General features: G+C 30.5%; 25 protein-coding genes and 1 pseudogene. 9 read left to right on the top strand and 17 right to left on the bottom strand.

All coding sequences use genetic code 11. The features are described from left to right. Nucleotides 1-76 precede the first annotated feature (76 nt). Nucleotides 77-1,051 (top strand): sulfate/molybdate ABC transporter ATP-binding protein, encoded by a 975-nt coding sequence (locus BUB33_RS03620; RefSeq protein WP_200778109.1) that lies wholly within the window; start codon nt 77-79, stop codon nt 1,049-1,051. Between the two features lie 31 nt (nt 1,052-1,082). Here BUB33_RS03620 and mobA read toward each other — a convergent pair whose 3' ends face one another. Beyond that, nucleotides 1,083-1,682 carry a molybdenum cofactor guanylyltransferase gene (gene mobA, locus BUB33_RS03615; RefSeq protein ID WP_072973225.1) on the bottom strand — a complete coding sequence of 200 codons (600 nt, stop codon included), beginning with the start codon at nt 1,680-1,682 and terminating at the stop codon, nt 1,083-1,085. Nucleotides 1,683-1,951: 269 nt separating this feature from the next. Between mobA and BUB33_RS03610 the strand changes: the two genes are divergently transcribed. The 3 genes from BUB33_RS03610 to BUB33_RS03600 all read left to right on the top strand — a co-directional run bounded on the left by BUB33_RS03610 (nt 1,952) and on the right by BUB33_RS03600 (nt 5,726). Next, the gene (locus BUB33_RS03610) at nt 1,952-2,662 is read left to right on the top strand and encodes a TorD/DmsD family molecular chaperone (protein WP_072973223.1); all 711 of its coding nucleotides are present in this window, start codon (nt 1,952-1,954) and stop codon (nt 2,660-2,662) included. A 69-nt stretch (nt 2,663-2,731) separates the two neighbouring features. Then, a complete protein-coding gene (locus BUB33_RS03605; RefSeq protein ID WP_072973221.1) occupies nt 2,732-5,122 on the top strand; it encodes a DMSO/selenate family reductase complex A subunit in 2,391 nt (796 codons plus the stop codon). Nucleotides 5,123-5,150: 28 nt separating this feature from the next. After that, the gene (locus BUB33_RS03600) at nt 5,151-5,726 is read left to right on the top strand and encodes a DMSO/selenate family reductase complex B subunit (RefSeq protein WP_072973218.1); all 576 of its coding nucleotides are present in this window, start codon (nt 5,151-5,153) and stop codon (nt 5,724-5,726) included. Nucleotides 5,727-5,811: 85 nt separating this feature from the next. On the opposite strand, the gene BUB33_RS03595 is transcribed toward BUB33_RS03600, so the two are convergent. Genes BUB33_RS03595 through BUB33_RS03565 form a run of 6 tightly spaced genes read right to left on the bottom strand, consistent with a single transcriptional unit; the run spans nt 5,812 to nt 12,863 of the window. Then, entirely contained in the window at nt 5,812-6,300 is a 489-nt protein-coding gene (locus BUB33_RS03595; RefSeq protein ID WP_072973216.1) for a MogA/MoaB family molybdenum cofactor biosynthesis protein, read from the bottom strand. Between the two features lie 20 nt (nt 6,301-6,320). Continuing rightward, nucleotides 6,321-9,002 carry a formate dehydrogenase subunit alpha gene (gene fdhF / locus BUB33_RS15680; protein ID WP_084725129.1) on the bottom strand — a complete coding sequence of 894 codons (2,682 nt, stop codon included), beginning with the start codon at nt 9,000-9,002 and terminating at the stop codon, nt 6,321-6,323. Nucleotides 9,003-9,041: 39 nt separating this feature from the next. After that, nucleotides 9,042-9,497: a ferritin-like domain-containing protein gene (locus BUB33_RS03580; RefSeq protein ID WP_072973210.1), complete on the bottom strand. Its 456-nt coding sequence runs from the start codon at nt 9,495-9,497 to the stop codon at nt 9,042-9,044. Nucleotides 9,498-9,509: 12 nt separating this feature from the next. Further along, complete coding sequence (locus BUB33_RS03575) at nt 9,510-10,457, bottom strand: NADH-quinone oxidoreductase subunit G (protein WP_072973208.1); 948 nt, start codon at nt 10,455-10,457, stop codon at nt 9,510-9,512. Nucleotides 10,458-10,472: 15 nt separating this feature from the next. After that, a complete protein-coding gene (locus tag BUB33_RS03570; protein ID WP_084725127.1) occupies nt 10,473-12,362 on the bottom strand; it encodes an NADH-quinone oxidoreductase subunit NuoF in 1,890 nt (629 codons plus the stop codon). Between the two features lie 15 nt (nt 12,363-12,377). Further along, a complete protein-coding gene (locus BUB33_RS03565; protein ID WP_072973205.1) occupies nt 12,378-12,863 on the bottom strand; it encodes an NADH-quinone oxidoreductase subunit NuoE family protein in 486 nt (161 codons plus the stop codon). A 325-nt stretch (nt 12,864-13,188) separates the two neighbouring features. Between BUB33_RS03565 and BUB33_RS03560 the strand changes: the two genes are divergently transcribed. After that, nucleotides 13,189-14,055, top strand: coding sequence for a DUF4438 domain-containing protein (locus tag BUB33_RS03560; RefSeq protein ID WP_072973202.1), 867 nt, complete (start codon nt 13,189-13,191; stop codon nt 14,053-14,055). Nucleotide 14,056: 1 nt separating this feature from the next. Further along, nucleotides 14,057-14,356, top strand: coding sequence for a DUF1294 domain-containing protein (locus BUB33_RS03555; protein WP_084725125.1), 300 nt, complete (start codon nt 14,057-14,059; stop codon nt 14,354-14,356). 87 nt (nt 14,357-14,443) lie between these two features. Here the strand turns inward: BUB33_RS03555 and BUB33_RS03550 are convergent, their stop codons facing one another. From BUB33_RS03550 to rsgA, 7 genes are all read right to left on the bottom strand, one after another. Continuing rightward, nucleotides 14,444-14,704, bottom strand: coding sequence for a hypothetical protein (locus BUB33_RS03550; RefSeq protein ID WP_072973200.1), 261 nt, complete (start codon nt 14,702-14,704; stop codon nt 14,444-14,446). Between the two features lie 787 nt (nt 14,705-15,491). Continuing rightward, the gene (locus tag BUB33_RS03545) at nt 15,492-15,662 is read right to left on the bottom strand and encodes a zinc-ribbon domain-containing protein (RefSeq protein WP_072973197.1); all 171 of its coding nucleotides are present in this window, start codon (nt 15,660-15,662) and stop codon (nt 15,492-15,494) included. Nucleotides 15,663-15,830: 168 nt separating this feature from the next. Continuing rightward, on the bottom strand, nt 15,831-16,445 hold the full coding sequence (locus BUB33_RS03540) for an acetate uptake transporter (RefSeq protein WP_072973195.1): 615 nt from the start codon (nt 16,443-16,445) through the stop codon (nt 15,831-15,833). Between the two features lie 88 nt (nt 16,446-16,533). Next, on the bottom strand, nt 16,534-17,211 hold the full coding sequence (locus BUB33_RS03535) for a uracil-DNA glycosylase (protein ID WP_072973691.1): 678 nt from the start codon (nt 17,209-17,211) through the stop codon (nt 16,534-16,536). Nucleotides 17,212-17,325: 114 nt separating this feature from the next. After that, a complete protein-coding gene (locus BUB33_RS03530) occupies nt 17,326-18,399 on the bottom strand; it encodes an NAD(P)H-dependent flavin oxidoreductase (RefSeq protein WP_072973193.1) in 1,074 nt (357 codons plus the stop codon). Nucleotides 18,400-18,508: 109 nt separating this feature from the next. Continuing rightward, complete coding sequence (locus BUB33_RS03525) at nt 18,509-18,850, bottom strand: hypothetical protein (protein ID WP_143154882.1); 342 nt, start codon at nt 18,848-18,850, stop codon at nt 18,509-18,511. Between the two features lie 149 nt (nt 18,851-18,999). Beyond that, a complete protein-coding gene (gene rsgA / locus BUB33_RS03520) occupies nt 19,000-20,046 on the bottom strand; it encodes a ribosome small subunit-dependent GTPase A (protein ID WP_072973189.1) in 1,047 nt (348 codons plus the stop codon). Nucleotides 20,047-20,576: 530 nt separating this feature from the next. On the opposite strand from rsgA, the gene BUB33_RS03515 reads away from it, so the two are divergent. Next, nucleotides 20,577-21,428 (top strand): DegV family protein, encoded by an 852-nt coding sequence (locus BUB33_RS03515; protein ID WP_072973187.1) that lies wholly within the window; start codon nt 20,577-20,579, stop codon nt 21,426-21,428. A 59-nt stretch (nt 21,429-21,487) separates the two neighbouring features. Here the strand turns inward: BUB33_RS03515 and BUB33_RS16865 are convergent. Further along, nucleotides 21,488-21,641, bottom strand: a pseudogene (locus tag BUB33_RS16865) (IS3 family transposase); the annotation flags it as partial. A gap of 142 nt (nt 21,642-21,783) precedes the next feature. Here BUB33_RS16865 and BUB33_RS03505 point away from each other — a divergent pair. Both BUB33_RS03505 and BUB33_RS03500 read left to right on the top strand, forming a co-directional pair. Beyond that, on the top strand, nt 21,784-22,158 hold the full coding sequence (locus tag BUB33_RS03505) for a BlaI/MecI/CopY family transcriptional regulator (protein ID WP_072973185.1): 375 nt from the start codon (nt 21,784-21,786) through the stop codon (nt 22,156-22,158). 15 nt (nt 22,159-22,173) lie between these two features. Beyond that, entirely contained in the window at nt 22,174-23,640 is a 1,467-nt protein-coding gene (locus BUB33_RS03500) for a M23/M56 family metallopeptidase (RefSeq protein ID WP_072973183.1), read from the top strand. Between the two features lie 74 nt (nt 23,641-23,714). On the opposite strand, the gene BUB33_RS03495 is transcribed toward BUB33_RS03500, so the two are convergent. After that, a complete protein-coding gene (locus tag BUB33_RS03495) occupies nt 23,715-24,449 on the bottom strand; it encodes a TIGR03915 family putative DNA repair protein (RefSeq protein WP_072973180.1) in 735 nt (244 codons plus the stop codon). Next, nucleotides 24,449-25,735, bottom strand: coding sequence for a putative DNA modification/repair radical SAM protein (locus tag BUB33_RS03490; protein WP_072973178.1), 1,287 nt, complete (start codon nt 25,733-25,735; stop codon nt 24,449-24,451). The genes BUB33_RS03495 and BUB33_RS03490 overlap by 1 nt, the downstream gene beginning before the upstream one ends. Between the last annotated feature and the right edge of the window lie 282 nt (nt 25,736-26,017).

Genomic DNA, 26,017 nt, shown 5'->3' with positions numbered 1-26,017 from the left:
TATTCTTTATGCAAATATTAAAAAGAAATTTGGAGATTTTATACTAGATGTAGAGTTTGAAACAAAAAAAGAGACTTTGGCTCTATTAGGGGCTTCTGGTTGTGGTAAAAGCATGACATTAAAATGTATTGCTGGAATTGAAACACCAGATGAAGGACAGATTATAGTAAATGATAAAGTACTTTTTGATAGTAAGAAAAAGATAAATTTGTTACCTCAAGATAGAAAAGTTGGTTTATTGTTTCAAAACTATGCCCTTTTTCCTAATATGACTTTAGAAAAAAATATAGCTATTGCTGTTCCTAAAAATCATCATAATAAATCAGAGGTTATAAAAGATATAATTAGCTCCTTCTCTTTAGAAGGTTTGGAAAATAATTATCCTCACCAGCTATCTGGTGGTCAGCAACAAAGAGTAGCATTAGCAAGAATGCTAGTTAATGAGCCTAAAATTTTAATGCTAGATGAACCATTCTCTGCCTTAGACGAGCATTTAAGATGGCAAATGGAGAAGGAACTTATCGATATATTGAAAAAACATGATGGAACCACCTTATATGTTTCTCACAATAAAGATGAAGTTTATAGAATATGTGATAGAATAGCAGTATTAAATAATGGAAAAATAGAAGAAATTAACTATAAAGAAAAGTTATTTGATAATCCTAGTACAATTAATACTGCAATGTTAATAGGTTGTAGAAATATTTCAAAAGCAAAAAAACTCTCTGAAAATACAGTCTACGCATTGGATTGGAATCTGGAATTAATATGTAATAGAACAGTTAAAGATAATATCAAATATATTGGTATTCATACTCAACATATAAACCTATATCCTGATGATGAGTTTATAAATACCTTTAAATTAAATATATCCGATATAATCCCTAACTTACATTCTTATACCATAGTATTAGATAATAATGGAACTTTTAAATCTCCCATATACATGAAGGTATTAGAAGGAGATTTCCAAAAAAACGATTTATATATTCATAAACCAATTTATGTAAATTTTAATATGGAAAAACTTTTATTATTATACTAAGAGAAAAAAGTTGGGAATTATTCCAACTTTTTTATTTACTATTATGTGAAAGAAAACTTTCTAAATCTTCTTTTGTATTTAGATTAGAAAACATATCCCAATCTGGACTAAAAATTCTTGCTTCTTTTTCTTTAATAAAATAAGTCTTTGAATTAGAAATCAATTCGTTTACTGACCTCTTATTTGATGATAAATGTTCTTCAATTTTTTCTATTATTTCCCGAGAATAAAATCCATTAAAAGGCTCTATTCTATTTTCTTTCTCTGTTACACAAATATCAACATTAGTATCCTCAAGAATCCTTTTCATATATTTTATATAATCTAAATTTATATTAGGCATATCACAAGCAATTACAAAGATATATTTTGATGAAGATTCTTTTAATCCAGCATGTATTCCTGATAAAGGTCCTTTCCCTTGTATAACATCTGTAATTATTTTAGAGTCAAACCCTTTATATTCTTCAGGTTTATTTGTTACAATAATTATTTCACTAAACTCTTTTCTTAATGATTCTATTAATATCTTCATGAGTCGATGATTATTAAATTCTAAAAACTGCTTATCAAACCCCATTCTTGAACTCTTACCACCTGCTAATAATACTGCTGTATTAAATTTATTCATATTCATCACCTCTATCTTACTTATAAATAAATTATATACCCTTTTTAACTTTAAAAAAACAAATAAAAACAATATATTAAATATAATATGTCCTAATGTTGACAATTTGTTAACTAATTGATATAATCGTTCATGCTTGTACATTACTGTATAAAAGCCATTTTAGCCTTATCTATTCAAATTATCTTATCTTAGACTTTTGTTTTTTTATTCCTGATTATTGTTAAATTCATTTATAAAATCTTTTATATCTTAGAGGAGGAACAACTATGTCAAATGAAATAGAAGATATACAGAAACTTGAGATTAAACATATTATGGCAACTCGTCAATGGTTCTATGACTTTTTAGCAAAATCTTTTTATACAGAACCTAATATACATAGATTAAAAGAGGCTTTTCAAACCAAAGTATTTACTGAACTATTAAATGAAGCTGGCGAAAGTAATCAAGGAGTATATTTCTTATGTCAATTTTTAAATAACATTGAGAAAATATCTCCATTAGAAATAGAGGAATTAAAATTGGAATATAATAGATTATTTATAGGACCTAATCACTTACCTGCTCCCCCTTGGGAGTCTGTTTATTTAAGCAAGGAAAAAATCATATTTGATGAACATACTTTAGCAGTAAGAGAATTTTATAAAAGATGGAATGTAACTACAAAAAATAAAAATAAAGAACCAGATGATCATATAGGATTCGAACTAGAATTTATGTCAATTTTAATTGGAAGAAGTATAAAAGCTTTAAATGAAAACAATATGAAATATTTTTCTTCAACTATTATTAGTCAGAAAGAATTTTTAGAAACCCACCCTTTAGTTTGGATAGACAAATTTTCAAGTAAATTATACAATAGTACAAATCATCACTTTTACAAAGGCCTAGCCTTATTTACTCCTGAATACTTGAGAATGGACATAGAATTATTAAAAGATATAATATATAGTTTCAATATCTTTATAGAAAGTTAAAATCGCTAATATTATCTTTAATTAAAGATAATTATATAAAATTACCTTAATAAATAAGGGGGAATCAAGATGTCAAGTTTGGTAGAAAGAAAAAGTTTATCACGCAGAGCCTTTTTAAAATTAAGTGCAATAACAGGCAGTGCATTAGCCCTAATTGGCTGTAATCCTAAGGCACTAAAGGATAATCAAGTGGATTCATCAAATGGAATTGAAGAACCAGAAATAAAAATTGAAGAAGGAGTAACTATAATTCCTACTTCAGGTTCTAATAATTGTGGAGGCAGATGTGTAATAAAGGCTCATGTAAAAGATGGTGTAGTTATTAGACTTACTACAGATGAAGGTACTGAAGATGAAGCAAGTACAACATTAGCTAGAGCTTGTGTTAGAGGAAGAGCCTATAGACAAACATATTTTCATCCCGATAGATTAAAATATCCTATGAAAAGAATAGGAAAAAGAGGAGAGGGAAAATTTGAAAGAATTTCTTGGGAAGAAGCAGTTGATACTATAGCAAGTGAAACCAAGAGAATAAAAGAAAAATATGGCCCAGCATCTAGATATGTACATTATGCTACTGGAGTAAGTGCTACAATTCGTGGAAATAACTTAGTAAGCAGACTATTATCTCTAGATGGAGGATATCTTGGATACTATAATTCATATAGCACTGCTGCAACAGCTATTGCTAAACCTTACACATATGGAACTTCAAATACAGGAAACACCCCTGATGATTGGGTGAATTCTAAACTTATTATACTATGGGGACACAATCCAGCAGAAACTATTTTTGGTACTACTATGTATCCATTAAGAAAAGCAAAAGAAGCAGGTGCTAAAATCATTGTAGTAGATCCTAGATACAGTGATACTGCCATATCTCTAGCTGATGAATGGATACCCTTGCTTCCAGGAACTGATAATGCTGTAATGGATGCTATGGCTTATGTAATGATTACAGAAGGTTTACATGATCAAGGATTTTTAGATAAATATGCTTTAGGATTTGATGGAGAGCATATGCCAAAAGGCATTAGTAGTAAAGAATCTTATAAATCTTATATCTTAGGTGAAAGTGATGGAATACCTAAGACTCCCGAATGGGCAGAAAAAATATCTAAAACTCCAGCAAATACCATAATTAACTTAGCACGAGAATATGCTACAACTAAACCAGCAGCTCTTATTCAAGGTTGGGGTCCTCAAAGAAATGCTTATGGTGAACAAATCGTTAGAGGGGCAACAGTATTAGCTGCTATGACTGGTAATGTAGGTATTAATGGAGGCTGGGCATCAGGAGCTGGATATGCAAGCAGAATAAGTATACCTAGTGTGCCAATTCCTGAAAATCCATTTGAGGGAAAAATACCACTATTCTTATGGACAGATGCAATAGTAAGAGGAACTGAAATGGGAGCTAAGGACGGTGTAAAAGGAGTTAAGAAAATTCCTAGTAATATAAAAATGATATTTAACCTAGCAGGTAATACATTAATAAATCAACATTCTGACCATAATAGGACTGCTGAAATATTAAAAGATGAAAACAAAGTAGAGTTTATAGTAGTTAGTGATATATTTATGACTCCTAGTGCTAAGTTTGCAGATATACTACTTCCAGGTGATACAGTATTCGAAAGAAACAATATTACTACTCCTTGGACATATGGAGACTTTGTGTTATACGCCAATAAAGTTGTTGACCCTCCTTTTGAATGTAAATTTGAATATGAGTGGTTAAAAGAAGTAGCAGAAAAGCTAGGACTAAAAGATGAATTTACTGAAGGTAATGAAACAAATGAAGATTGGACTAGGTGGATAGTAAAAGGTATTCAAGAAAATCATCCCGATTTTCCAAGTTTTGAGGAATTTAGGGAAAAAGGAATATATAGGTTTAAATTTGATAAGCCATTAGTTGCATTTAAGGAGCAAATAGAAAACCCAGAAAATAATCCATTCCCTACTCCATCAGGAAAGATAGAAATATTCTCTCAAAGATTATATGATATGAAGACTCCAAAAGAAATTCCAGCAATACCAAAATATATTTCATCTTGGGAAGGGCCTGAGGATCCACTAACTAAAAAATATCCTCTACAATGTATTGGACATCATATTAAGAGACGTTGTCACTCTACTCATGATAACAATCCTTGGGGTGAAGAAGTAGAACCACAATCAATTTGGATTAACCCTATTGATGCAGAAAATAGAAATATTAAAGATGGCGATATAGTTAGAGCCTTTAATGATCGTGGAATAGTTCAATTACCAGCAAAAGTTACAAATAGAATAATGCCTGGAGTTACAAGTATTCCTCAAGGAGCTTGGTGGACACCAGATGAAAATGGAGTTGATATTAGAGGAAGTATAAATACTTTAACAACCCATAGACCAACTCCTTTGGCAAAAGGAAATCCACAACACACTAATTTAATTGAAGTAGAGAAGGCTTAAATAAATTTTCAAGATAGGGGGAGTTATTGTGGCTAAACAATTAGGATTTTGTATAGAGCAAAATATATGTATGGGATGCAAGGCATGTCAAGTTGCATGTAAAGATAAAAGCGATTTGGATTTAGGACAATTGTTTCGAAAAGTAACTGAAGTTAATGGAGGAGAGTATAGTAATGATGGAAATGGAATAAACCAAAATATATTCTCTTATTTTACATCAATGTCTTGTAATCATTGTGAAAATGCTGCATGTGTTGAAGCTTGTCCAACAGGAGCTATGTATAAAAGAAAAGATGATGGAATTGTTTTAGTTAATAAGGAAGTCTGTATCGGATGCCGTGCTTGTGAACAGGCCTGTCCTTATGATACACCAACATATAACCCTAATGAAAAGAAAATGGGTAAATGCGATTTTTGTGTAGATTTAATAATACAAGGGAAAGATCCTATATGTATAGGGTCATGTCCTGTAAGAGCACTTCATTATGGTGAAATTAAAGAATTGAGAAGTAAATATGGCAAAGTAGATACTGTAGCAGGGTTACCAGAACCTACTACAAAACCCTCACTTGTTATTGTTCCTCATAAAAATGCAGGTAAATAACATACAGAGTCAATCAAGTATATTACTTATTAAATGGATAAACTAAAAGAAGATGCGAGCTCGCATCTTCTTTTAGTTTATCCTATTATCTAGCACAGTCTTGGGATTTACCTATTAGAATTTCCAATCCATGATGAACACTTTCTAATATATAATCTAAGGATTCTTTAACTGCCTTGGGACTACCAGGTAAATTGATTATCAAGGTCTTATTTCTTATTCCTGAAACTCCTCTAGATAACATAGCTCTTGGTGTAATGCTAAGACTATAATATCTTATGGCTTCGGCTATTCCATTTGCCATCCTATTACATGCCCTTACTGTAGCTTCAGGAGTTACATCTCTTTGACTAAATCCCGTTCCTCCTGTAGTCAAAATTAAATCCACCTTTAGATTATCTGCCATATTAATTATTTCATTATATATATCTTGTTCTTCATCAGGAAGTATAATCTTTTTTGTTACAATATATCCTTTACTTTCCACAATTTCAGATATTATTTCTCCAGACTTATCTTCTCTTGCTCCTATGGAGCCTTTATCACTTGCAGTTATTATCCCAACCTTGAACATATTTATCACTCCAAGTATAATTATATATTCTCAGCCTTTTCTACTCTTACAGCAGAAATCTTATACTCAGCTGTTTTTGTAATAGGATCAAAGGCTGAATTCGTTAATTCATTTACTGGTGATTCTTTATAATGAAATGTCATAAACATCATTCCTGGTTTTACTTTATCAGTTATAGTTACCCTTGTTAATATAGAACCTCGTCTTGAGGTAACTCTTACAAAATCCTCTTCTTTTAACCCTAATTTTTCTGCATCTGCAGGGTTTATTTCTGCAAGTTCATGAGGTCTTATATCATCTAATTTCTTAGAATGTCTTGTCATTATATTATAATGATATAACATTCTTCCTGTTGAAAGAAGTATGGGATAATCTTCACATACAAGCTCTGCTGGTTCTTCGTATTCAACTGGAATCATCCATCCTTTTCCCCTTGGGAATACTCCTTTATGAAGATATGGTGTTCCTGGATGTTCCTCTGTTGGGCATGGCCATTGTAAGCCTACTTTATCTATTCTTTCATAAGTTATACCCCTATAACTAGGTGTTGTTTTTCTTATTTCATTAAATATTTCTTCCGAATTTTTATAATCAAATCCGCTAGCACCTAATCCTTTTGCTACATCACAAAGTATTTTCCAATCCAGTCTACATTCTCCTGGTGCCTCTACAGCTTTCCTAACTCTTTGTACTCTTCTTTCAGTATTTGTGAATGTCCCATCCTTTTCTGCATAAGAAGTAGCCGGAAGTACAACATCGGCAAATTTAGCTGTTTCAGTTAGGAATAAATCCTGTACCACAAGAAAATCTAAGTTAGATAAAGATTTCTTAACATGATTTGCATCTGGATCAGTTAAAACTGGATCTTCTCCCATAATATACATAGCCTTAACATTTCCTGCAAAAGCCTCATCTAGCATCTCAGGTATTCTAAGACCATTATTAGGACTTAATTCTACATTCCAAACTTCCTCAAAGAACTCTCTACTCTTATCATCCATTACATTTTGATATCCTGGATAAGTATTGGGAAGAGCTCCCATATCACAGGCACCTTGCACATTATTTTGTCCACGCAATGGATTTATTCCTGAATTTTCTACACCAAGGTGTCCAGTCAGCATAGCCAAATTTGCAAGATTCATAACATTTGCTGTTCCTGTAGTATGTTCAGTTATTCCTAATGTATAGAATATACCTGCCTTTTTAGTGCTTGTATATAATTTAGCAGTTTCATACAACATTTCCTCAGATATTCCAGTTATCCTAGATACTACCTCTGGAGGATATTTTTCTATCACCTCTAATATTTGAGCAAATCCTGTACAACGACTTTCTATAAATTCTTTATCATGCCAATTTTCTTTTACTATAATATACATCAACCCATTTACTAAAGCTGCATCTGTACCTGAATTTAAAGGCAACCATATAGTAGCCATCTCTGCAAGCTCAGTACGTCTAGGGTCTATTACAATAAGTTTCGAACCATTTTTAACTGCCTTTTTCATCTTATTTCCAATTATGGGATGAGCCTCTGTAGCATTTGAGCCTATTATAAATAATACCTCATTGCCTTCTACTTCCGATATAGCATTGGTCATAGCTCCACTTCCTAATGTTGTTGCAAGACCTGCAACTGTAGGAGCATGTCAGGTTCTAGCACAGTGATCCACATTATTAGTTCCTATAGCAGCTCTCATCATTTTTTGAAATACAAAGTTATCTTCATTAGTACAACGTGCAGAGCTCAATCCAGCAACTGAGTCTGAACCATATTCTTCTTTTGCTTTTTTAAGATTACTTACTACTAAAGTCATTGCCTCTTCCCAGCTGGACTCTACAAATTCTCCATTTTTCTTTATTAAAGGCTTAGTTAGTCTATCTGGACTATTTATAAAATCTATATGATATCTTCCCTTTACACAAAGAGAATTTCCATTTACTGGGGAATCAGGATTTGGAGTTACTCCTACTACTTTTCCGTCTTTAACATTTAGATCAAAGTTACATCCAGTTCCACAAAATGGACATGTAGTACGAACCTTCTCAACTTCCCAAGGTCTTGTCCCTTTTAATTGTTTGTTTATAAGTGCTCCTGTGGGACATGCAGTTATACATTGACCACATAATCTGCAGTTTTTATAATCAATAGGATTGTCAAATCCTGTTGTAATCTTAGATTTAAAACCTCTTCCTGAAAAATCAATGGCCGATGTAACTTGAATTTCTTTACATACTCTTACACATTTTCCACATAAAATACATTTGCTTTGATCTCTTTCCATAACGGGATTCAAACTGTCTATTGCATATTTTTTTACTTCTCCCTTATAGGAACCTTCTTTTATTCCATATCTATAGCATAAATCTTGAAGTTGACATTCTCCTGATTTTTCACATGTCAAGCAATCCTGCGGGTGATTTGAATATAGTAAATCTAAAATCTCCCTACGTGTTTTAACTACTCTCTCAGATTCCGTATATACTACCATTCCTTCTTTTACTTTAGCTGAACATGATGCTACAAGATTTTTAGAACCTTCCACTTCTACTACACATAATCTACATCCTCCAAAGGGTGAAAGTTCCTTATCATAACATAAAGTAGGGATATCCACACCATTTTCTCTAGCAGCTTCTAATATTGAAACTCCATCTTCTACTATAATTTTTTTTCCATTCATAGTAAGTGTAACCATTTTTTCACCTCCGTACTTAATTAAAAGTTAACCAGCTAACTACCAAACTTCTGCGTAGGCTACATTAACATAGATTTCTTCCAATTTAGCCTTATGCATCTTTTCCATTTCCATAAGTCCAAGGAATAGTTTTCTCTGCTCCTCATCTATACAAATATCAGCTAGATTTTTATACATATCCATAGCTTCTTCCTCATTTTTTATTGCTAGACCAATAGCATCAGCAAATTTCATTTCTACAGTTAGCTTTGGTTTATCTATAGTTTCAGCTATTTTATAATCATTTGTTTGATGTAACCTTATCTCATTTATATCACTAACTAAAAATTCCTCTAAAAATTTCTTATGCTTTAACTCTTCTTCTGCCAACTCTTGGAAGGTTTCTTTAAGATAATTATCCTTAACTTTGTTTGTAGCTCCTATATAAAATTCATATGCTTCTATTTCGTTTTCAACAGCAAATTTTATAATGGCTTTAATATCATCGGTTTTCATCTTATCCCTCCTCTAGTCATTATCTTTCTTAGTATTTTCAATTTTTTCTATCTTTTCCATTATATCAGCCAACCCTAAAGTCTTTGACCAACTAGACTCTACAAATTTATTTCCTATCTTTCTATAGGGCTTATCTGGATTCTCTAACTGAGTCAATTCAGTAGTCAATCTGCCTTTCAAACATAGTGGTCTGCCATTAGCAGGTGATTTAGCCCTTACAGCAACTTTCTTTTTGTTTTTAGACAATACTTCAAACTCACAACCATATTGACATACCTTACAATTTACAGTCTTAACCTCTGCATCCCAAGTTCTTACTTTTCCCATTAGTCTTTTATCTACTAAAGCACCTACAGGACATACAGTCACACATCTATTACAAGATATGCATTTTGATGTTTCAAAGGTTTGATCTGCATCTAAAACTATTTTAGTTTCATATCCTCTTTCTGCAAAGGATAAAACCTTTCTATCATCTATTTGATTACAAGTTCTAACACATTTTCCGCATAAAATACATTTACTATTATCCTTTAATATATATGGACTTGAGGTATCCATAAGTTTTGGTCTTACTGCACCATCATGTTTTCTAAACTTAACATCATATCTATATGCATATTTTTGTAATAAACATTCTCCTGCTTTTTGACAGGTCAAACAATCATTTGGATGGCTATCTAATAAAAGCTGTAAAATATTCTTTCTGGCATTTACTACCTTCTCAGTTTCAGTATTTACAACCATCCCTTCTCTAACTTTAACAGAACAGGAGGTTTCAAGTTTTCTGCTTCCTTCTATTTCAACTAAACATAATCTACAAGCAGATACTACTTCTAGATTTGGGTCATAGCAAAGAGCTGGAATCTCTATACCAAGTTCCTTTGCAGCCTGAATTACAGAATAGCCTTCAGGTACTGTTACACTTTGCCCATCTATTGTAAGATTAACTTTTTTCACAATCTTACCTCCTTTCTATCTTTTGATTACCGCTCCTACAGGACATACTGACATACAATTTCCACATTTAATACATTTACCAGTATCTATTACATGTCTTTCCTTTACTTTACCATCAATACAAGAAACTGGACAGTTTCTAGCACATTTAGTACAACCAATACATTTATCTGAAATATAATATTCTAAAAGTGCTTGACATGCACCAGCAGGACATTTTTTATCCCTTATATGAGCTTCATATTCATCTCTAAAGTATTTTAATGTAGTAATTACTGGGTTAGCAGCTGTTTGACCAAGTCCACATAATGATGCGGAACTAATAGTTTCAGATAGACTTTCTAGTCTTTCTATATCCCCTTCTTCTCCCTTACCTTCAGTAATTCTCTCTAATATTTCCAACATTCTCTTTGTACCTTCTCTACAAGGAACACATTTTCCACAGGACTCCTCAACAGTAAAATCTAGGAAAAACCTAGCAATATCTACCATACAATTGTTTTCATCCATTACAACCATTCCGCCTGAACCCATTATGGAACCTAATTTTCCTAAGGACTCAAAATCCACCAGAGTATCTAGATATTCAGCAGGTATACATCCACCTGAAGGACCTCCTGTTTGGACAGCCTTAAACTTCTTACCATTAGGTATTCCTCCACCTATATCATATACGATTTCTCTAAGGGTCATACCCATTGGAATTTCAACTAATCCTGTATTTTCAATCTTGCCACCTAATGCAAAAACTTTAGTTCCTGGAGATTTTTCAGTTCCAATACTTCTAAACCATTCTACTCCTTTTTCAAATATTATTGGTACATTTGCAAGAGTTTCAACATTGTTTATAATAGTTGGTTTTTGCCATAAACCCTTATGAGCTGTTCTATGGATTTTAGTCCTTGGCATACCTCTTCTTCCTTCTATGGATTCCATAAGAGCTGTACCTTCTCCACATACAAAAGCTCCTGCTCCAAGTCTAAGCTCAATATCAAAGTCAAAGTCTGTACCTAATATACCTTTACCTAATAGTCCATATTCTCTAGCTTGTTTTATGGCTACTTCTAACCTTTGAACTGCTATTGGGTATTCTGCCCTAACATATATAAATCCTTGATTAGCTCCTACAGCATAACCTGCTATAGCCATAGCTTCTAATACAGAATGTGGGTCTCCTTCTAATATTGATCTATCCATAAATGCACCTGGATCACCTTCATCTGCGTTACATATTATATATTTTTGATCTGCATCATATTTATAAGCTTCCTCCCATTTTCTACCTGCTGGGAAACCTGCTCCTCCTCTACCACGAAGATTAGAATCTTTCATAGTTTTTATTACTTCTTCTTGTGTCATTTCAGTTATTACCTTTGCTAATGCAGAGTAGCCATCCATTGCTATGTATTCTTCTATGTCTTCTGGAGCTATAACCCCACAATTTCTAAGGGCAATTCTTGTTTGTTTTTTATAGAAATTAACCTCACTAACTGGTTTGATTTTATCTTCCACTAAAGATTCCTTAAATAATCTTCTCTTTACTATATGACCCTTTATTATATGTTCTTCAACTATCTCTTCAACATCCTCTAATGTAACATGGCTATAAAACACTCCCTCAGGATATACAACTATATTTGGTCCTGATTCACAAAGTCCAAAACAACCTGTAAGTACTACTTGAATTTCCTCTCCTAATCCCTTTTCATTTATCTTTTCTTCTATTAAATCCTTTATCTTATCTCCACCACCTGAATGGCAGCCTGTTCCTCCGCAGACTAATATATGATGTTTCTTAAGTCCTGCTATTTCTTCTATAAACTCCTTGCCTAACTCTGATTGACGAAGTTTTATTCTATTTAAAGCTTCTTCTTTAATTTTTTTCAATTCATTAATTGTGGTCATATTTACACCTCCATATTATCTATACTTATCTAAAATGCCTTTTACATCTTCAGGTTTTAATCTGCCATATACATCATCATTTACTGATAAAACTGGTGCCAATCCACATGCCCCTATACATCTAGTTGCTGTTAGGGAGAATTTCATATCTGGTGTAGTTTGACCTGATTCAATTCCCAATTCTTCCATAACCTTGTTAAGTAACTCATGGGAACCCTTTACATAACAAGCTGTTCCTAAACATACACCTATTCTGTATTCTCCTTTAGGAATTAATGAAAATTGAGAATAAAAAGTAACTACACCATATATTTCTGATAATGGAATATCTAATCCTTTAGATATGATCTCTAACACTTCTACAGGTAAATATCCAAATAGCCCCTGAGCTTTTTGTAACACTGGCATTAAGGCTCCCTGCTTGTCTTCATTTTCTTTAATAAACACCTTAAAATCTTCAATTTTTTCCTTGTTTTTTTCCATATCAAATTTAAATTCCATAATAAACCTCCTTTTTAATCTTATTTTGAAAATAGACAGCAATCCTAATGTGCTGTCTATGATAAAGGTTTACACCTCTTAATAAAATCCATCTTAATTTCAACTATTCATTAATCTTATTTAAGTTTTTTTGCTATAGATTTTTAACACCATCATTTTATAATATTAAGTATATTTTGTCAATATTATTGATTATGTAAACTTCTCTTTGGGTATATAAAAATATTTATATTTATATTAAATCCTATAAATATTTTTCTAAAGTCATTAATTTCTACATTTATATAGTATAATTTATTATATATGACTAAAAGGAGTGATTTTTTTGATAAAAACTAATAAAGACAAATTAGTAATTCAATCAGTACAGGGTAAAATTCATAGTCCTATAATGGGACCAAGTCCCTATAGAATAAGTAGTGATGGCAAACCTATGATTTTACATGGAACAGGAGGCATTACTTACAATTTTCAAATTGGAGATTCTTGTATGAACCTTGTAGGTGACCATGTGGAACCAGGTGTAAGTATTAGAAATGAAGATGTAGCTGAAAATAGACCTCTAATGGTTCTATCCTGTGTAGGAAATGAAGCTAGAGTAATATCTGGAGATGCAAAAGGTGCAAAGGGATTTGTCACTGGTATGCATGGAGGAATTGAGCATGTCCTTATATACTTCCCACAGGAAGATTTAGAAAAAATGGCTATAAATGATACAATACTTATTAAAGCAAATGGTCAAGGTCTTAAAATGGAAGGTCATGATGATGTACTAATAATGAACCTTGACCCTAATCTATTTGAAAAAATGGGAATCAGAGAAAATGAAAATGGAGAGTTAGAAGTTCCTGTAGTAACTGAAATCCCTGCCCATCTAATGGGTTCTGGTATAGGTAGTTCCACTAGCCTTACTGGAGATTATGATATAACTACTGGAGATAAAGAAGCGGTAAAAAAATATGGAATAGACAAACTTAGATTTGGAGATATAGTGCTATTAAGGGATTGCGATAATACTTATGGACGCCAGTATTTAGAAGGTGCAGTAACTATTGGTGTAATAGTGCATTCAGATTGTATACTGGCAGGACATGGACCTGGAGTTACAGGTCTAATTAGCTGTAAAACATCCAAAATAAAGGGAATAAAAACAGAAGATGCTAATATAGCAAACTATCTCGGTGTAAAATAATATGAAATTCATTTCAAATTTTAACAATAGAGAGATGTTTTTCTTAGGATTTTTAGTTTTAATAAATCTTACTTCATTTATATTGTTCGGAATAGATAAAAGTAAAGCAGAAAAGAAAAAATGGAGAATAGCAGAAGCATATTTATTAGGAATATCTTTCTTTGGTGGTTCCATAGGTAGTTTAATAGGCATGGTAATATTTAAACATAAACTAAGCAAAAAGAAATTCTATATCGGTGTTCCTTGCTTTCTAATGTTGAATAAATTTATTGAATTAATTGTATTTAATAGTATCAGGTAGAAATAGTAGAACGGATTAATAAAAGAGTGACTTAAGTCACTCTTTTATTAATCCTAATTTGTATATCTTTAAAAGTTATTAGCAAAATTATATATCTTTAATAAATTTTATAACCCCTAAACCTCCTATTAAAGATATAGCCAATCCTCCAATTCTAAAGTTTGACGCAATGTTGTCAATCATATTAAAATATGAAGCAGCATCCATCATAACTTTATAACCACGTTTATTTGCAGAACTTACTATTTCTTTACTTATAAAAAAGGAGGAGAAAATAAATATTAGCCCAATAATTAAGAAAAATAAAAATACAATCAATAATTTTTTACTAGATATTAAATTTTTCATTCATAGTCCTCCATTTATATTTTATAAGTTAATCATAAATAAATAAGGGTCAAATCTGTAAATTTCTCAACATAAACTACTGCTGTATTACCTGTATCCGTCCAAACCATCGAAGGATTTATCAGTTCACTTAATTACTGATATAAATCTTAGAGAATCAAAATCAACACAACATTAAGAATGAGTATAGAAAAAACTATCACTTTGCTAATTCTCTAAAGGATTACAGTAGAAAGGCTATTTTCTATACCAAATTGCTGTAATCTTGAAAACTTAAGATACATGGATTTAATAAATATAGATCCCATGCCATATGTACATTACTCTCATACCTTATGAAAAAATAATCAGTAATTATCAAAGGATTAAATTTAACAAATTTACTTGGAATAAATAGGAATTAATCTTGAGATAGTAGTAATTGGAAATTTACAAACTAATTATTCAATAAGTTATATTGCATTTAAATTATGAATTATCCTTTTATTACATAATCTCAATGTATTAATATAATATCATAAAAAAATATAAAATTCTAATTACATAATACCCAAAAAATCGACATTCATCATATCTTTCCTTACCATCAAACTCAATATTAATTATTTACTCTTTAATTTCTTCATAAAAAGATAATTGCAAACTATTCTTGTTTCTAATATTTTATACAATTATTCAGCTTCTAAACAATAATCTACTCATATTTTATATATAATCATAACCACCCGTTAGCGGGTGGTATTCATAAACAATAAATAATGACAGGGAAAATTCCCTGTCATTTCTATTATCTTCTAAAACCTCTGTTGTTACCTTTTTCTTGTTTTCTTTTTTTTCTACAGTCTGCACATCTTTGGGGCTCATTATCAAAGCCCTTTTCCTTATAGAATTCTTGCTCTCTTTCTGTAAAAACAAAATCTGTACCACAGTCTTTACATTTTATTGTCTTATCTGCCATTTCAACATTCCTCCTTTACATTTATTATAAGATTTAAAATACAATCAAAAATATTGCATAAAAGAGGAAATGTTGTTTACTCAATTAGTAATCTTCTCAATTCTAAATCTTATTTGATATTAACAGTATAATTCTATTTTTAAAACTATGCAATAGAATTATTATTTATTATTTAAATATTCCAAATGGTTTACCTACAGGTAAAAAAGTTTTTCCAAAATGCTCATTTAATACTGACGCTCCTGAGCCATAAAATGATAATAATGAAATAATAAGCTCTGAATACGCCGCTAATTTATGTGGAAATTCTCCCATGATGCCAAAGGAATCAAGAGTTAATCCGAGAAATAATAGGTCTATGAAGAAGAAAATTAGAAATAATACCTTATGTGTTTCCATAGCACCTACAGTCATAAAAATTGTAAATATTAGATATCCTAAAAATGCAAATCCCAATTGCTTTGTATCCACATTTGATGCTAGAGCTTCACCAAATACACCCATATTTATCATCCAAGATGTGGCAACTCCCATCCAAAAGAATCCATAAGCTCCAAATGCAGTGGTACCAAAAGTGTTATTTCTCTTTGAATCATTAATAGAAGCAAATAGTTGAGCGAAGGCTCCCAGAAATATTGCCCATGGTATTACAAATGATAATCCCTGTGTAATACCTAGCTTTTGCGTTGATGCCACCAAGGTTACCATTGCTAGTCCAAAAAGACCTATTGCCGATGGATCTGCATTAACAATTTTTACATTTTGCGTGTGATTTTTCTCCATAAAATCCTCCTTTAAATAATATAATCCTTTATATGATACCATGTTTTAGATTAATATCAAGTTATTTTTTATCAAATTTAAAGGAGAACTAAATATTTTCTATTTGCCAGTCTATAGGCTCTTTTCCTATAGATTCTAAAAATTTATTTGTCTTAGAAAATGGCTTTGAACCAAAAAAACCTCTAGTAGCCGATAATGGACTTGGATGAACTGATGTTATTATATAATGTTGAGGATTAGTTATAAAAGCTTTCTTCTTAATTGCATTATTTCCCCAAAGAATAAATACTATAGGGTCATCCCTTTCATTTAATAATCTAATAATGTGATCCGTAAATATTTCCCAACCAATTTTGCTATGGGAGTTAGCCTCTCCAGCCCTTACAGTCAAAGAAGTATTTAATAGAAGTACTCCTTCTTTAGCCCATTTAGTTAAGGTACCATTATTTGGTATATAACAGCCTAAATCATCTTTCAATTCTTTATAAATATTTACTAATGAAGGCGGTATCCTAACACCCGGTTTTACTGAAAAACTTAGTCCATATGCTTGATTAGGTCCATGATAAGGATCTTGCCCCAATATAACTACTTTAACATCTTTATAAGAAGTATAATGTAGTGCATTAAATATATCGTGCATATCAGGATATATTATTCTAGTTCTATATTCTTTAATCAAGAATTCCCTAAGTTTCTGATAATATTCTTTCTCCATCTCTCCCTCTAATAATTCCTGCCAATCATTATTAAATATTTTTTTCATAACCAATTTCTCTCCTTCTAATACAACATACATTATATTGTATCCTATTTTTTACTATATTTATTCTACCCATTTTAATAATAAAACTAAGCCAAAATTGGCTTAGTTTTATTATTAAAAATGTAATTGAATATCCTTAACCAATTCTTCCATTAAACCCTTCACTGAAATAATCTTATTTATATTATATGCATTGGCACCTGCAAATGCAAATCCTGAATTAAGATTTCCTTTTTGTGCATTAATTAGAGCATTCGCTATACAATATTGTACTTCTGTAGGTTTGCATGGCTTTAAACAATTTGTAATGCATTTTATTGGTTTCCTTAGTCCTGCCTTAGCATCTTCTATAAATTTGTTGTTTATAGCCCTCCCTATTAGACCAACTGGACTATTGATTAGCACTATGTCTCCTTCATTTGCATTTATATAAGATTCTTTAAAATTTTCAGATGCATCACATTCTTCCGTTGCTACAAATCTGCTTCCCATCTGCACACCTGATGCACCTCGTTTTAGTAATTCAGCAATATCTTTTCCATTCATTATTCCTCCTGCAGCTATAATAGGAATATCTCTTCCATACTTTTCTTCATATGGTTTAATAGCTCCCAATACTTCTAACAATAAAGTATTTAAATCCTTAGAGGAGTCTTTCAATTCTTCCTTTGAAAACCCCAAATGTCCGCCTGCCTTTGGTCCCTCTAATACAATTGCATCTGGAATAATATCATATCGTTTATCCCAAGTTTTACATATAAGGGTAGCTGCTCTGTCAGATGAAACAATAGGTACAACCTTAGTATCTGTTCCCTTAGTGAAACTAGGTAAGGTAAGGGGAAGCCCTGCACCTGAAAAGATTATATCTATTTTTTCCCTGACTGCTTCTATAACTACTTCTTCAAAATTATTTAGAACTGCCATTATATTGATACCAACAATCCCCCCCTTGGCTATTTCCTTTGCCTTTCTAATATGGTACCTTAAAGCTCTTGAGTTTGCTTCATTCTTATTTTGGTAATAATCTGGTTCATTAAACCCAATCTCAACACCAGATAACACACCTACTCCTCCATTTAAGGCTACATTACCTGCTAGATTTGATAAGGAAATACCAATTCCCATACCTCCTTGCACAATAGGCAACTTAGCAATTAGATTTCCTATTTTAAGTTTAGGTAGTTCCATTTTCCCCTCCTATATAAAAGTATTAAGCTAATTTAGCATAGCTTAATATTTAGTATATATTTTTTTATATAAAAAAGATAGGGGGATTTTTATATCTAATCCCTATTTTTTAATTATTTAATGAATAAAGAAAAATTTCTTTATTATCCATTATAAAATCTAAAATACATCTACTTAGAGAAGATACTTTCAAATTTTCTGTACTGTAATTTACAATTTCGTCATCATCTCTTACAAATTCAACTGCTAAATTAAGCTCTTCTATAAGTGTTTTTATAAATGTACTCAATAAATTTAAATACTCAAATTCTTTATCAGAAATCATATTATCTTCAAGTATTGTAAATATATTTTCATATATTGTTCTAAAAGAATATACACCTTCTGAATACATCATTTCCTTATTCTCATATGATAAAAAATTTAAATTAGCATTAATATCTAGAAACAATGACGAAATGTAGGTTAATTTATTATAATAACATTATAATATAAATATCAGTATTTGTTTGTCGAATTCTAAATGTTATTTAATTTGCTTAAAAATATATAATTGCCAAAGAAACTATTTCCTTGGCAATTATATATTTTTCCCCTATATTATTTTTTTAATAATTTTGCTTTATTCTGAGCTTTTCCTTTCTTCCTAAGATTTAGTTCTTCTTTCCTAGAAGTAAATCTAGCTTCCTTTTGGAGCTTTATATAATTATTCCATCTATCATAGGAAAGTTCTCCACTTAATAATGCATTTTTAATAGCACAATCTGGCTCTTTATTATGGCTGCAGTCTTTAAATCTGCATAATCTGCTCAACTCTTCAATCTCTGAGAATGTAGTATCTAACCCATCCTCAACATTCCACAATGCAAGCTCTCTCATACCAGGAGTATCTATTATCATAGTTCCACTGTTTAACACAATCAATTGTCTATGGGTTGTAGTGTGTCTTCCCTTACTATCGTCTTCTCTAATATCATTAACTTTCATAATATTCTCCCCAGATAAGGCATTGACTAAAGAAGATTTTCCTACTCCTGAAGAACCAAGAAATACTATAGTCTCTCTTGGTTTAAGATATTTCTTTAATTCATCTATTCCTTCTCCTGTAATGGAACTAATAAAGAAAATGGGTACTCCCATAGCTACATTTTCTACTTGTAAATTATATTCTTCAATATTATCAGCTAGATCCGATTTGGTTAAAACAATTGCTGGACTGCCCCCACTTTCCCATGCAATTGAAAGATATCTCTCAATCCGTTTTATATTAAAGTCATGGTTTAAAGATGAAACTATAAATACATGGTCAAAATTAGATGCTATCATCTGCTCCTTTTCATAATGAGAATCATATCTTGAGAACTTACTCTTTCTATCTAATACATAATAGATTATATCCTCTCCATAAGGATTGTGCTTAACTAAAACAAAATCTCCTACAGCAGGATATATACTATAATTATCATTATAAAATACTGAACCTTTGAGTCTTGCTCTTTTCTCCATATTATCATAGATTATCGTATACATTTCCTTGTGAACTTCAATTACTCTTGCTGGCACAAGATTATCTTTATCTATATTAATTAATTCTATTTGATTTCTAAAGAAATCTGTAAAACCATAATTTTCAATACAATTATTCATTTAATACCTCCAATTTAATCAACTTTCTATTAATTTTTATACTTATAAATTTGGGATTTATATTCTTTTTCATAAAACATCACTCCTTCTAATTTTTTAAAAATGGGCATAAAAATACCGCAGACAAAACCATCCATGGATATCTACGGTAATATTATTTAATTATTATTGGATTTAAGTAGACGTGAAAGGTTGATTCTACGGCACAAGGTCTATTGCATAACAAAAAAACATACTGTTTACTATTAATTCCTTGACCCATATTTGATTTTATTGAGTAATCACCATTATCATTGTTATCATATTACATCAACTCCTTCACCAATATATCTTATATTATATATTTCCTCCAATATTGTTGTCAAGAAATATTCATTTTATTCTTAATATTTTAGAGCAGCTATAAAACTCCCAAAGACCAATTGACAAAAGAAGCTATATTAGATATGATTTTTGTATATATACCTAAATTTAACATATTTATCTGGCTATAAAATTACTTAATAATGTATTTAGAAAGGATAATTTAGATGAGAAAGATAATATTAAGTGCTGATAGTACCTGCGATTTGAATAATGAACTAATACAGCATTATGGTGTCAAACATTATCCTTATACTATCCTTTTAGATGGAAAAACCTATAAGGACAATATAGATATCACACCACCTGAAATTTTTGAAGTCTATTATAAAAAAAAGCTGCTTCCAAAAACATCTGCCATAAATACTATGGAATATTATAATTATTTCAAACCTTTGATAGATGATGGATATGAAATAATACATATCAATCTTGGCGGTGTTCTTACAAGCAGTTATAATAACTGTTGTATAGTAGCAAAGGAACTAGGTAATATCTATCCTGTAGATTCACAAAATCTCTCTACTGGTTCTGCTCTTTTAGTATTGAAAGCCGCAGATATGATAAATCAAGGACTCACAGCAAAGCAAATTAGCAATACTTTAAACAATTATAAGGAAAAAATACATATGAGCTTCATTCTGGATACCTTGGATTTTTTATATGCTGGCGGACGATGTTCAAAGATTTCATCTCTTGGCTCAAATCTATTGAAAATAAAACCTGTTATCAATGTAAATAACAAATCAGGTGCTATGAGTTTAGGAAATAAATACAGGGGAACAATTGAAAAAGTTATAGTAAAATATATTAAGGACAAACTATCAAGCCATGATGATATTAATAATGAACATATCTTTCTCGTCCATTCTGGAATGGATGAGAAGATTATTAGTCTTGCTAAAAATACAATTTTAGAACATACGAATTTCAAGAAAATCTATGTAACAATTGCAAGTTGTACTATATCATGTCACTGTGGTCCAAATACTCTTGGTATAGCCTTTGAAACCAAATAACTAAATAAATAATCTGACCCAAAGAAGTTGGATACATTAAATTAAGTAACTCATAAGGATTAAGTTCTATTATATTGAATAGGACTTAGTCCTTTTAATTTACTTTTAATTCTATATTTATTATACCATTCAATATAATCTTCCTAAAATGATTTATATTCTTGAACTCTTGTAAATATAATAACTCTGGTTTAACAAACCAAAGAAATTTTTATTATAGTCTTTACCATTTATTATAATTAGCTTTCTTCAATTAAAAAATTTACAAATAAATTATCTTGACTTTTTATGACTACAGTTGTAGACTATAAATACAAACTACATTTGTAGTCATATTTTTATAGGAGGTGAAAAAATGGAAAAATCAGCTAAAATATCAAACTCAGAATGGGATGTCATGGAAATTCTTTGGGAGAAAAACCCACTCAGTTCTAAAGAAATAATTGAAAAGGCTGGACAAAAAAGAGATTGGAAACCAACTACTATTAAAACTCTTATTTCAAGGCTTGTAGATAAAAATATCTTGAGTTATGAAAAAATAGGAAAATCTTACTACTATTATCCCCTTTTAAAAAAAGAGGAATGTATTAGTGTAACAAGTAATAAATTCATTAATAAATTCTACAAGGGGGAGTTAAAAGCTATGCTTGCTAGCTTCATTGAAGAATATGAACTTTCTAATGAGGACATTAACGAATTAAAAGAAATCTTAGATAAAAAGAAGAGTTAAGGAGAGTCATTTATCATGCTTGTAAGACTTTTTTATACAATTTTAGAAGCTTCAATGAAGTCTAGTCTTTTAATTGGAATTATTTTATTGGTGAAGAATATATTTAGAGAGAAAATAGGAGTTAGAGGTCAAAATATTCTTTGGTTTTTACTTATTATAAGGTTAACTTTATCCAATGTGAATCTAAGGTGCTTTAATATATTTTCTAGAATCAACCCTTATAATATTATATTAAAACCTAATTATGTAATAACAAAATCCCAGATATTTAAGTGGTTTAATGATGGATTAAATCATCAAAATATTAATTTACATAAATTTTCCTCTAATTTCTCACTTAAATATTTTTTGCCAAGTATATGGATTTTAGGCATATTAATATTAGGACTGTATTTCATATTATCTAATATAAAATATGGACATTTAGTTAATATTAGCAAGATACCTGTAGAAGGACATATTAAACAAATATTATTTAAATGTACAAAAAAGCTTAGTATAAAAACATCTTTGCAGTCTTATAAATCATCTTTTGTCTATTCTCCTTGTTTGTATGGCTTTTTTAACCCCTGTATATTATTACCTGATGACATAGAAGAAAAAATTCATATTGATGATTTAAAGTATGTGATTGCACATGAATTAGCCCATTATAAAAGAAAGGATATATTGATTTATATGATTATATATATCCTACAGATAATCTATTGGTTTAACCCTATTGTTTGGTACGGTCTTTGCAAAATGAAAAATGATTGCGAAATTGCTTGTGATGCCTTAGCTCTTTCGTCTTTTGAAGAAGATGAAAAAGAAAATTATGGTTTATGTATAATAAATCTATTGGAAAAAAATAGAGCTAAACCATATAGGATCATTACTACAGAATTTATAAATAAGAAGAGGTATCTAAAAAGGAGGATTATAATGATAAAGAAATTTAAAGAAGGTTCATATAAATTGTCACTTGTGACTATATTGCTGTTTATGTTAATGTCTGGCGTATTTTTAAGCAATGGAAATATGAAGGTATCTGCTGACGATTATTCAAGTAGTACCCCAGTTATAAATAAAGAAGATATCCAATTAATAGAAATGATTTGGCCTGTACCTAATTCTAAAAGGATTTCTGCACCTTTTGGTAAAAGAGTACATCCAGTTACAAAAATGGAAAAAAATCATACTGGTATTGATATTCCTGGAAAAGAAGGAGAAATTATTATTGCAGCAGCAGATGGTAAAGTAGTATTTTCAGAATTTGATGAGGGATATGGTAAAACAATAATTATTGACCATGGTAATGATTTAGCCACAGTATATGCTCACTGCTCTGAACTCCTTGTTAAAGAAAATGAAGAAATAACTTCTGGTACAGCTATTGGAAAAATAGGCATGACTGGAGCTAGTACTGGTCCACATTTACATTTTGAAGTAAGAAAAGATGGAGAAGCCGTTGAACCATTAGACTATTTTAAAAACAACTAATTATATAATAGGGAAAAGACATAATAAATTATCTTTTCCCTATTATAAAATAAATGTTTTGAAAATAAACTATTTCATTTCTCCACTAAATGCTTCCAATACCTCACTGGCATACATCTTTTTTGTAAGCTTGGATTAATTTTATTCTGGATTGCTATGGATTTAAAATATGCTTTCCAAAGTTCTTGATACTGTTCCTCATCTTCTTTTACTATCAATGAATTATTAATTTCCATATCCTTAATAACCCACTCTTCCTTATTATAAAATACAGCTATTCCTCTCTTTACATCATGTATTACCCAATTTTCATTCATCATTCTAGATTTAAAATGGGGTGCAAGTAGCCCTACAATATTGTAATCTGGTTCTATTGAAGAATACAATATCCCATTTTCAAGTTGTTTAAACCTAACAAGTCCTAACATCCTATGTTTTTCTTTACCTACTTTATCATAAATACTATTTATTTTTAAAACAATATCATTGGATAAATTGAAATCCACCTCTGCTCCAATTGTAAATCCTAGTTGAAGATATTTTAATATAGTTATCCCATGTCTTGGTAACTCAGATAAATAGGCATAAAAAACTTTCCTTAAAGCTTCTTCTGAAATCTTATTTTCTATAGCCTCATATACCTTTTTAGATTTTTCTCCATCTGTTGAAATAAATACTTTTTGTACTAGAAAGTTCTCTTCCATACTATCTTCAGGTACTATATCATCAATATTTTCTCTCCTATAATAAGCTTCATAAACTCCAGTTAACAATCCATCAAAACTACCATCATAAATATAATGAATCATTAAAGCTGCCCTCCTATTTGAATATACTTATCCTCTGGAGATACTTGTTCAAATAAAGATAATTGATAATATTTCTTTTCTATTGAAGGACTTTCCACTAACTGATTACGAATTATTTGACTATCCATAGATTTTATCCCATAGTACTTTCCTTTACATGTAATAAAATACTGGGCTCTTTTAAGTGCAATTCCTAATTTCTTTAAATCAAAAAAGTCTATGGATGAAAATCTTCTTCCTTGAATTATCTTTATTGCTGATTTTACTCCAATACCAGGTACCCTTAGAAGCATAGTATAGTCTGCTTTGTTTATCTCTACTGGAAATAAATGAATGTTGCGAAGTGCCCAGTCGCATTTAGGATCTAGGCTCAAATCAAAGTCAGGTTTATCTTCATCTAATAACTCCTTTGCTTCAAATCCATAAAATCTAAGTAACCAATCTGCTTGATAAAGTCTGTTTTCCCTTACAAGAGGCGGAGATTTAATAAGTGGTAGTTTGGGACTATTGGATACAGGTACAAAGGCCGAATAATATACTCTTTTAAGACCATAAGAATTATATAATCCTTCAGATAGTCTAATGATTTTTAAATCATTATCTTTTGTAGCTCCTACTATTAACTGTGTAGTCTGACCTGCTGGAACAAATTTGGGACTAAATCTAAATTTCTTTCTATCATCTATAGATTGAGTAATCCCAGTTTTTATTAAGTTCATAGGTTTTAAAATATTTTCCTTATTTTTTTGAGGTGCTAAGAGTTTTAATCCTTCTTCTGTGGGTAATTCTATATTTACACTCATTCTATCCACATATCTGCCTATTTTATTAACAATATCCTCATCTGCCCCAGGTATTGCCTTTGTATGAATATATCCATTGAAGTTTTCTTCTTCTCTAAGCTTTTTAACTACTTGAAGAAGCATTTCCATTGTATAGTTAGGAGATTTAAATACAGCAGAACTTAAAAATAAGCCTTCTATATAGTTTCTTTTATAAAAATTTATAGTTAAATCAACTATCTCCTCTGGTGTAAAAATTGCTCTAGGTAAATCATTGGATGACCTGTTAATACAATAAACACAGTCATAGATACAATAGTTAGTCATTAAAATCTTTAACAAGGAAATACATCTTCCATCATCAGACCAACTATGACATATACCTGCTGGACTTGCATCTCCTAGTCCACCTTTTTTATTCTTTCGATTACTTCCGCTAGATGAACAAGAAACATCATATTTAGCTGCATCAGACAATATCTTTAACTTCTCTAAAACATCCACTACTAACACCTCATCACCGATTATTTTAGGTAAATTATACCATAGTAACAGCAAAAACTCAAACATATGTTTGAGTTTTTTTAATTTATATATCTTAGGACTCAAGACTTTTCACAGAGTATAATCTTCAAAGATGAGATAAAATATATTACTATAATATTTTATAAATAGGATAGGATTAACCTTAACTTTAATTCTATATTCTCATAATATATTACATCCATAAATATAAAAAATAAATTTAATAAAACTTTTTCCCATATACAATTGTCTAATAGGTGA

Origin of the sequence: Tissierella praeacuta DSM 18095, assembly GCF_900128955.1 — a bacterium.
GTDB lineage: Bacteria > Bacillota > Clostridia > Tissierellales > Tissierellaceae > Tissierella > Tissierella praeacuta.
This window is presented reverse-complemented; position numbering and strand designations above follow the sequence as displayed.

Excerpts from the sequence above, each read along its gene's own strand:
- BUB33_RS03570 (WP_084725127.1), bottom strand. The coding sequence starts at position 12,362 with ATGACCACAATTAATGAATTGAAAAAAATTAAAGAAGAAGCTTTAAAT.
- BUB33_RS03530 (WP_072973193.1), bottom strand. The coding sequence starts at position 18,399 with ATGGAACTACCTAAACTTAAAATAGGAAATCTAATTGCTAAGTTGCCT.
- BUB33_RS03565 (WP_072973205.1), bottom strand. The coding sequence starts at position 12,863 with ATGGAATTTAAATTTGATATGGAAAAAAACAAGGAAAAAATTGAAGAT.
- BUB33_RS03505 (WP_072973185.1), top strand. The coding sequence starts at position 21,784 with ATGGAAAAATCAGCTAAAATATCAAACTCAGAATGGGATGTCATGGAA.
- BUB33_RS03580 (WP_072973210.1), bottom strand. The coding sequence starts at position 9,497 with ATGAAAACCGATGATATTAAAGCCATTATAAAATTTGCTGTTGAAAAC.
- BUB33_RS03495 (WP_072973180.1), bottom strand. The coding sequence starts at position 24,449 with ATGATTCATTATATTTATGATGGTAGTTTTGATGGATTGTTAACTGGA.
- BUB33_RS03515 (WP_072973187.1), top strand. The coding sequence starts at position 20,577 with ATGAGAAAGATAATATTAAGTGCTGATAGTACCTGCGATTTGAATAAT.
- BUB33_RS03610 (WP_072973223.1), top strand. The coding sequence starts at position 1,952 with ATGTCAAATGAAATAGAAGATATACAGAAACTTGAGATTAAACATATT.
- BUB33_RS03555 (WP_084725125.1), top strand. The coding sequence starts at position 14,057 with ATGAAATTCATTTCAAATTTTAACAATAGAGAGATGTTTTTCTTAGGA.
- BUB33_RS03535 (WP_072973691.1), bottom strand. The coding sequence starts at position 17,211 with ATGAAAAAAATATTTAATAATGATTGGCAGGAATTATTAGAGGGAGAG.
- BUB33_RS03540 (WP_072973195.1), bottom strand. The coding sequence starts at position 16,445 with ATGGAGAAAAATCACACGCAAAATGTAAAAATTGTTAATGCAGATCCA.
- rsgA (WP_072973189.1), bottom strand. The coding sequence starts at position 20,046 with ATGAATAATTGTATTGAAAATTATGGTTTTACAGATTTCTTTAGAAAT.
- BUB33_RS03545 (WP_072973197.1), bottom strand. The coding sequence starts at position 15,662 with ATGGCAGATAAGACAATAAAATGTAAAGACTGTGGTACAGATTTTGTT.
- BUB33_RS03500 (WP_072973183.1), top strand. The coding sequence starts at position 22,174 with ATGCTTGTAAGACTTTTTTATACAATTTTAGAAGCTTCAATGAAGTCT.
- BUB33_RS03595 (WP_072973216.1), bottom strand. The coding sequence starts at position 6,300 with ATGTTCAAGGTTGGGATAATAACTGCAAGTGATAAAGGCTCCATAGGA.
- BUB33_RS03550 (WP_072973200.1), bottom strand. The coding sequence starts at position 14,704 with ATGAAAAATTTAATATCTAGTAAAAAATTATTGATTGTATTTTTATTT.
- mobA (WP_072973225.1), bottom strand. The coding sequence starts at position 1,682 with ATGAATAAATTTAATACAGCAGTATTATTAGCAGGTGGTAAGAGTTCA.
- BUB33_RS03605 (WP_072973221.1), top strand. The coding sequence starts at position 2,732 with ATGTCAAGTTTGGTAGAAAGAAAAAGTTTATCACGCAGAGCCTTTTTA.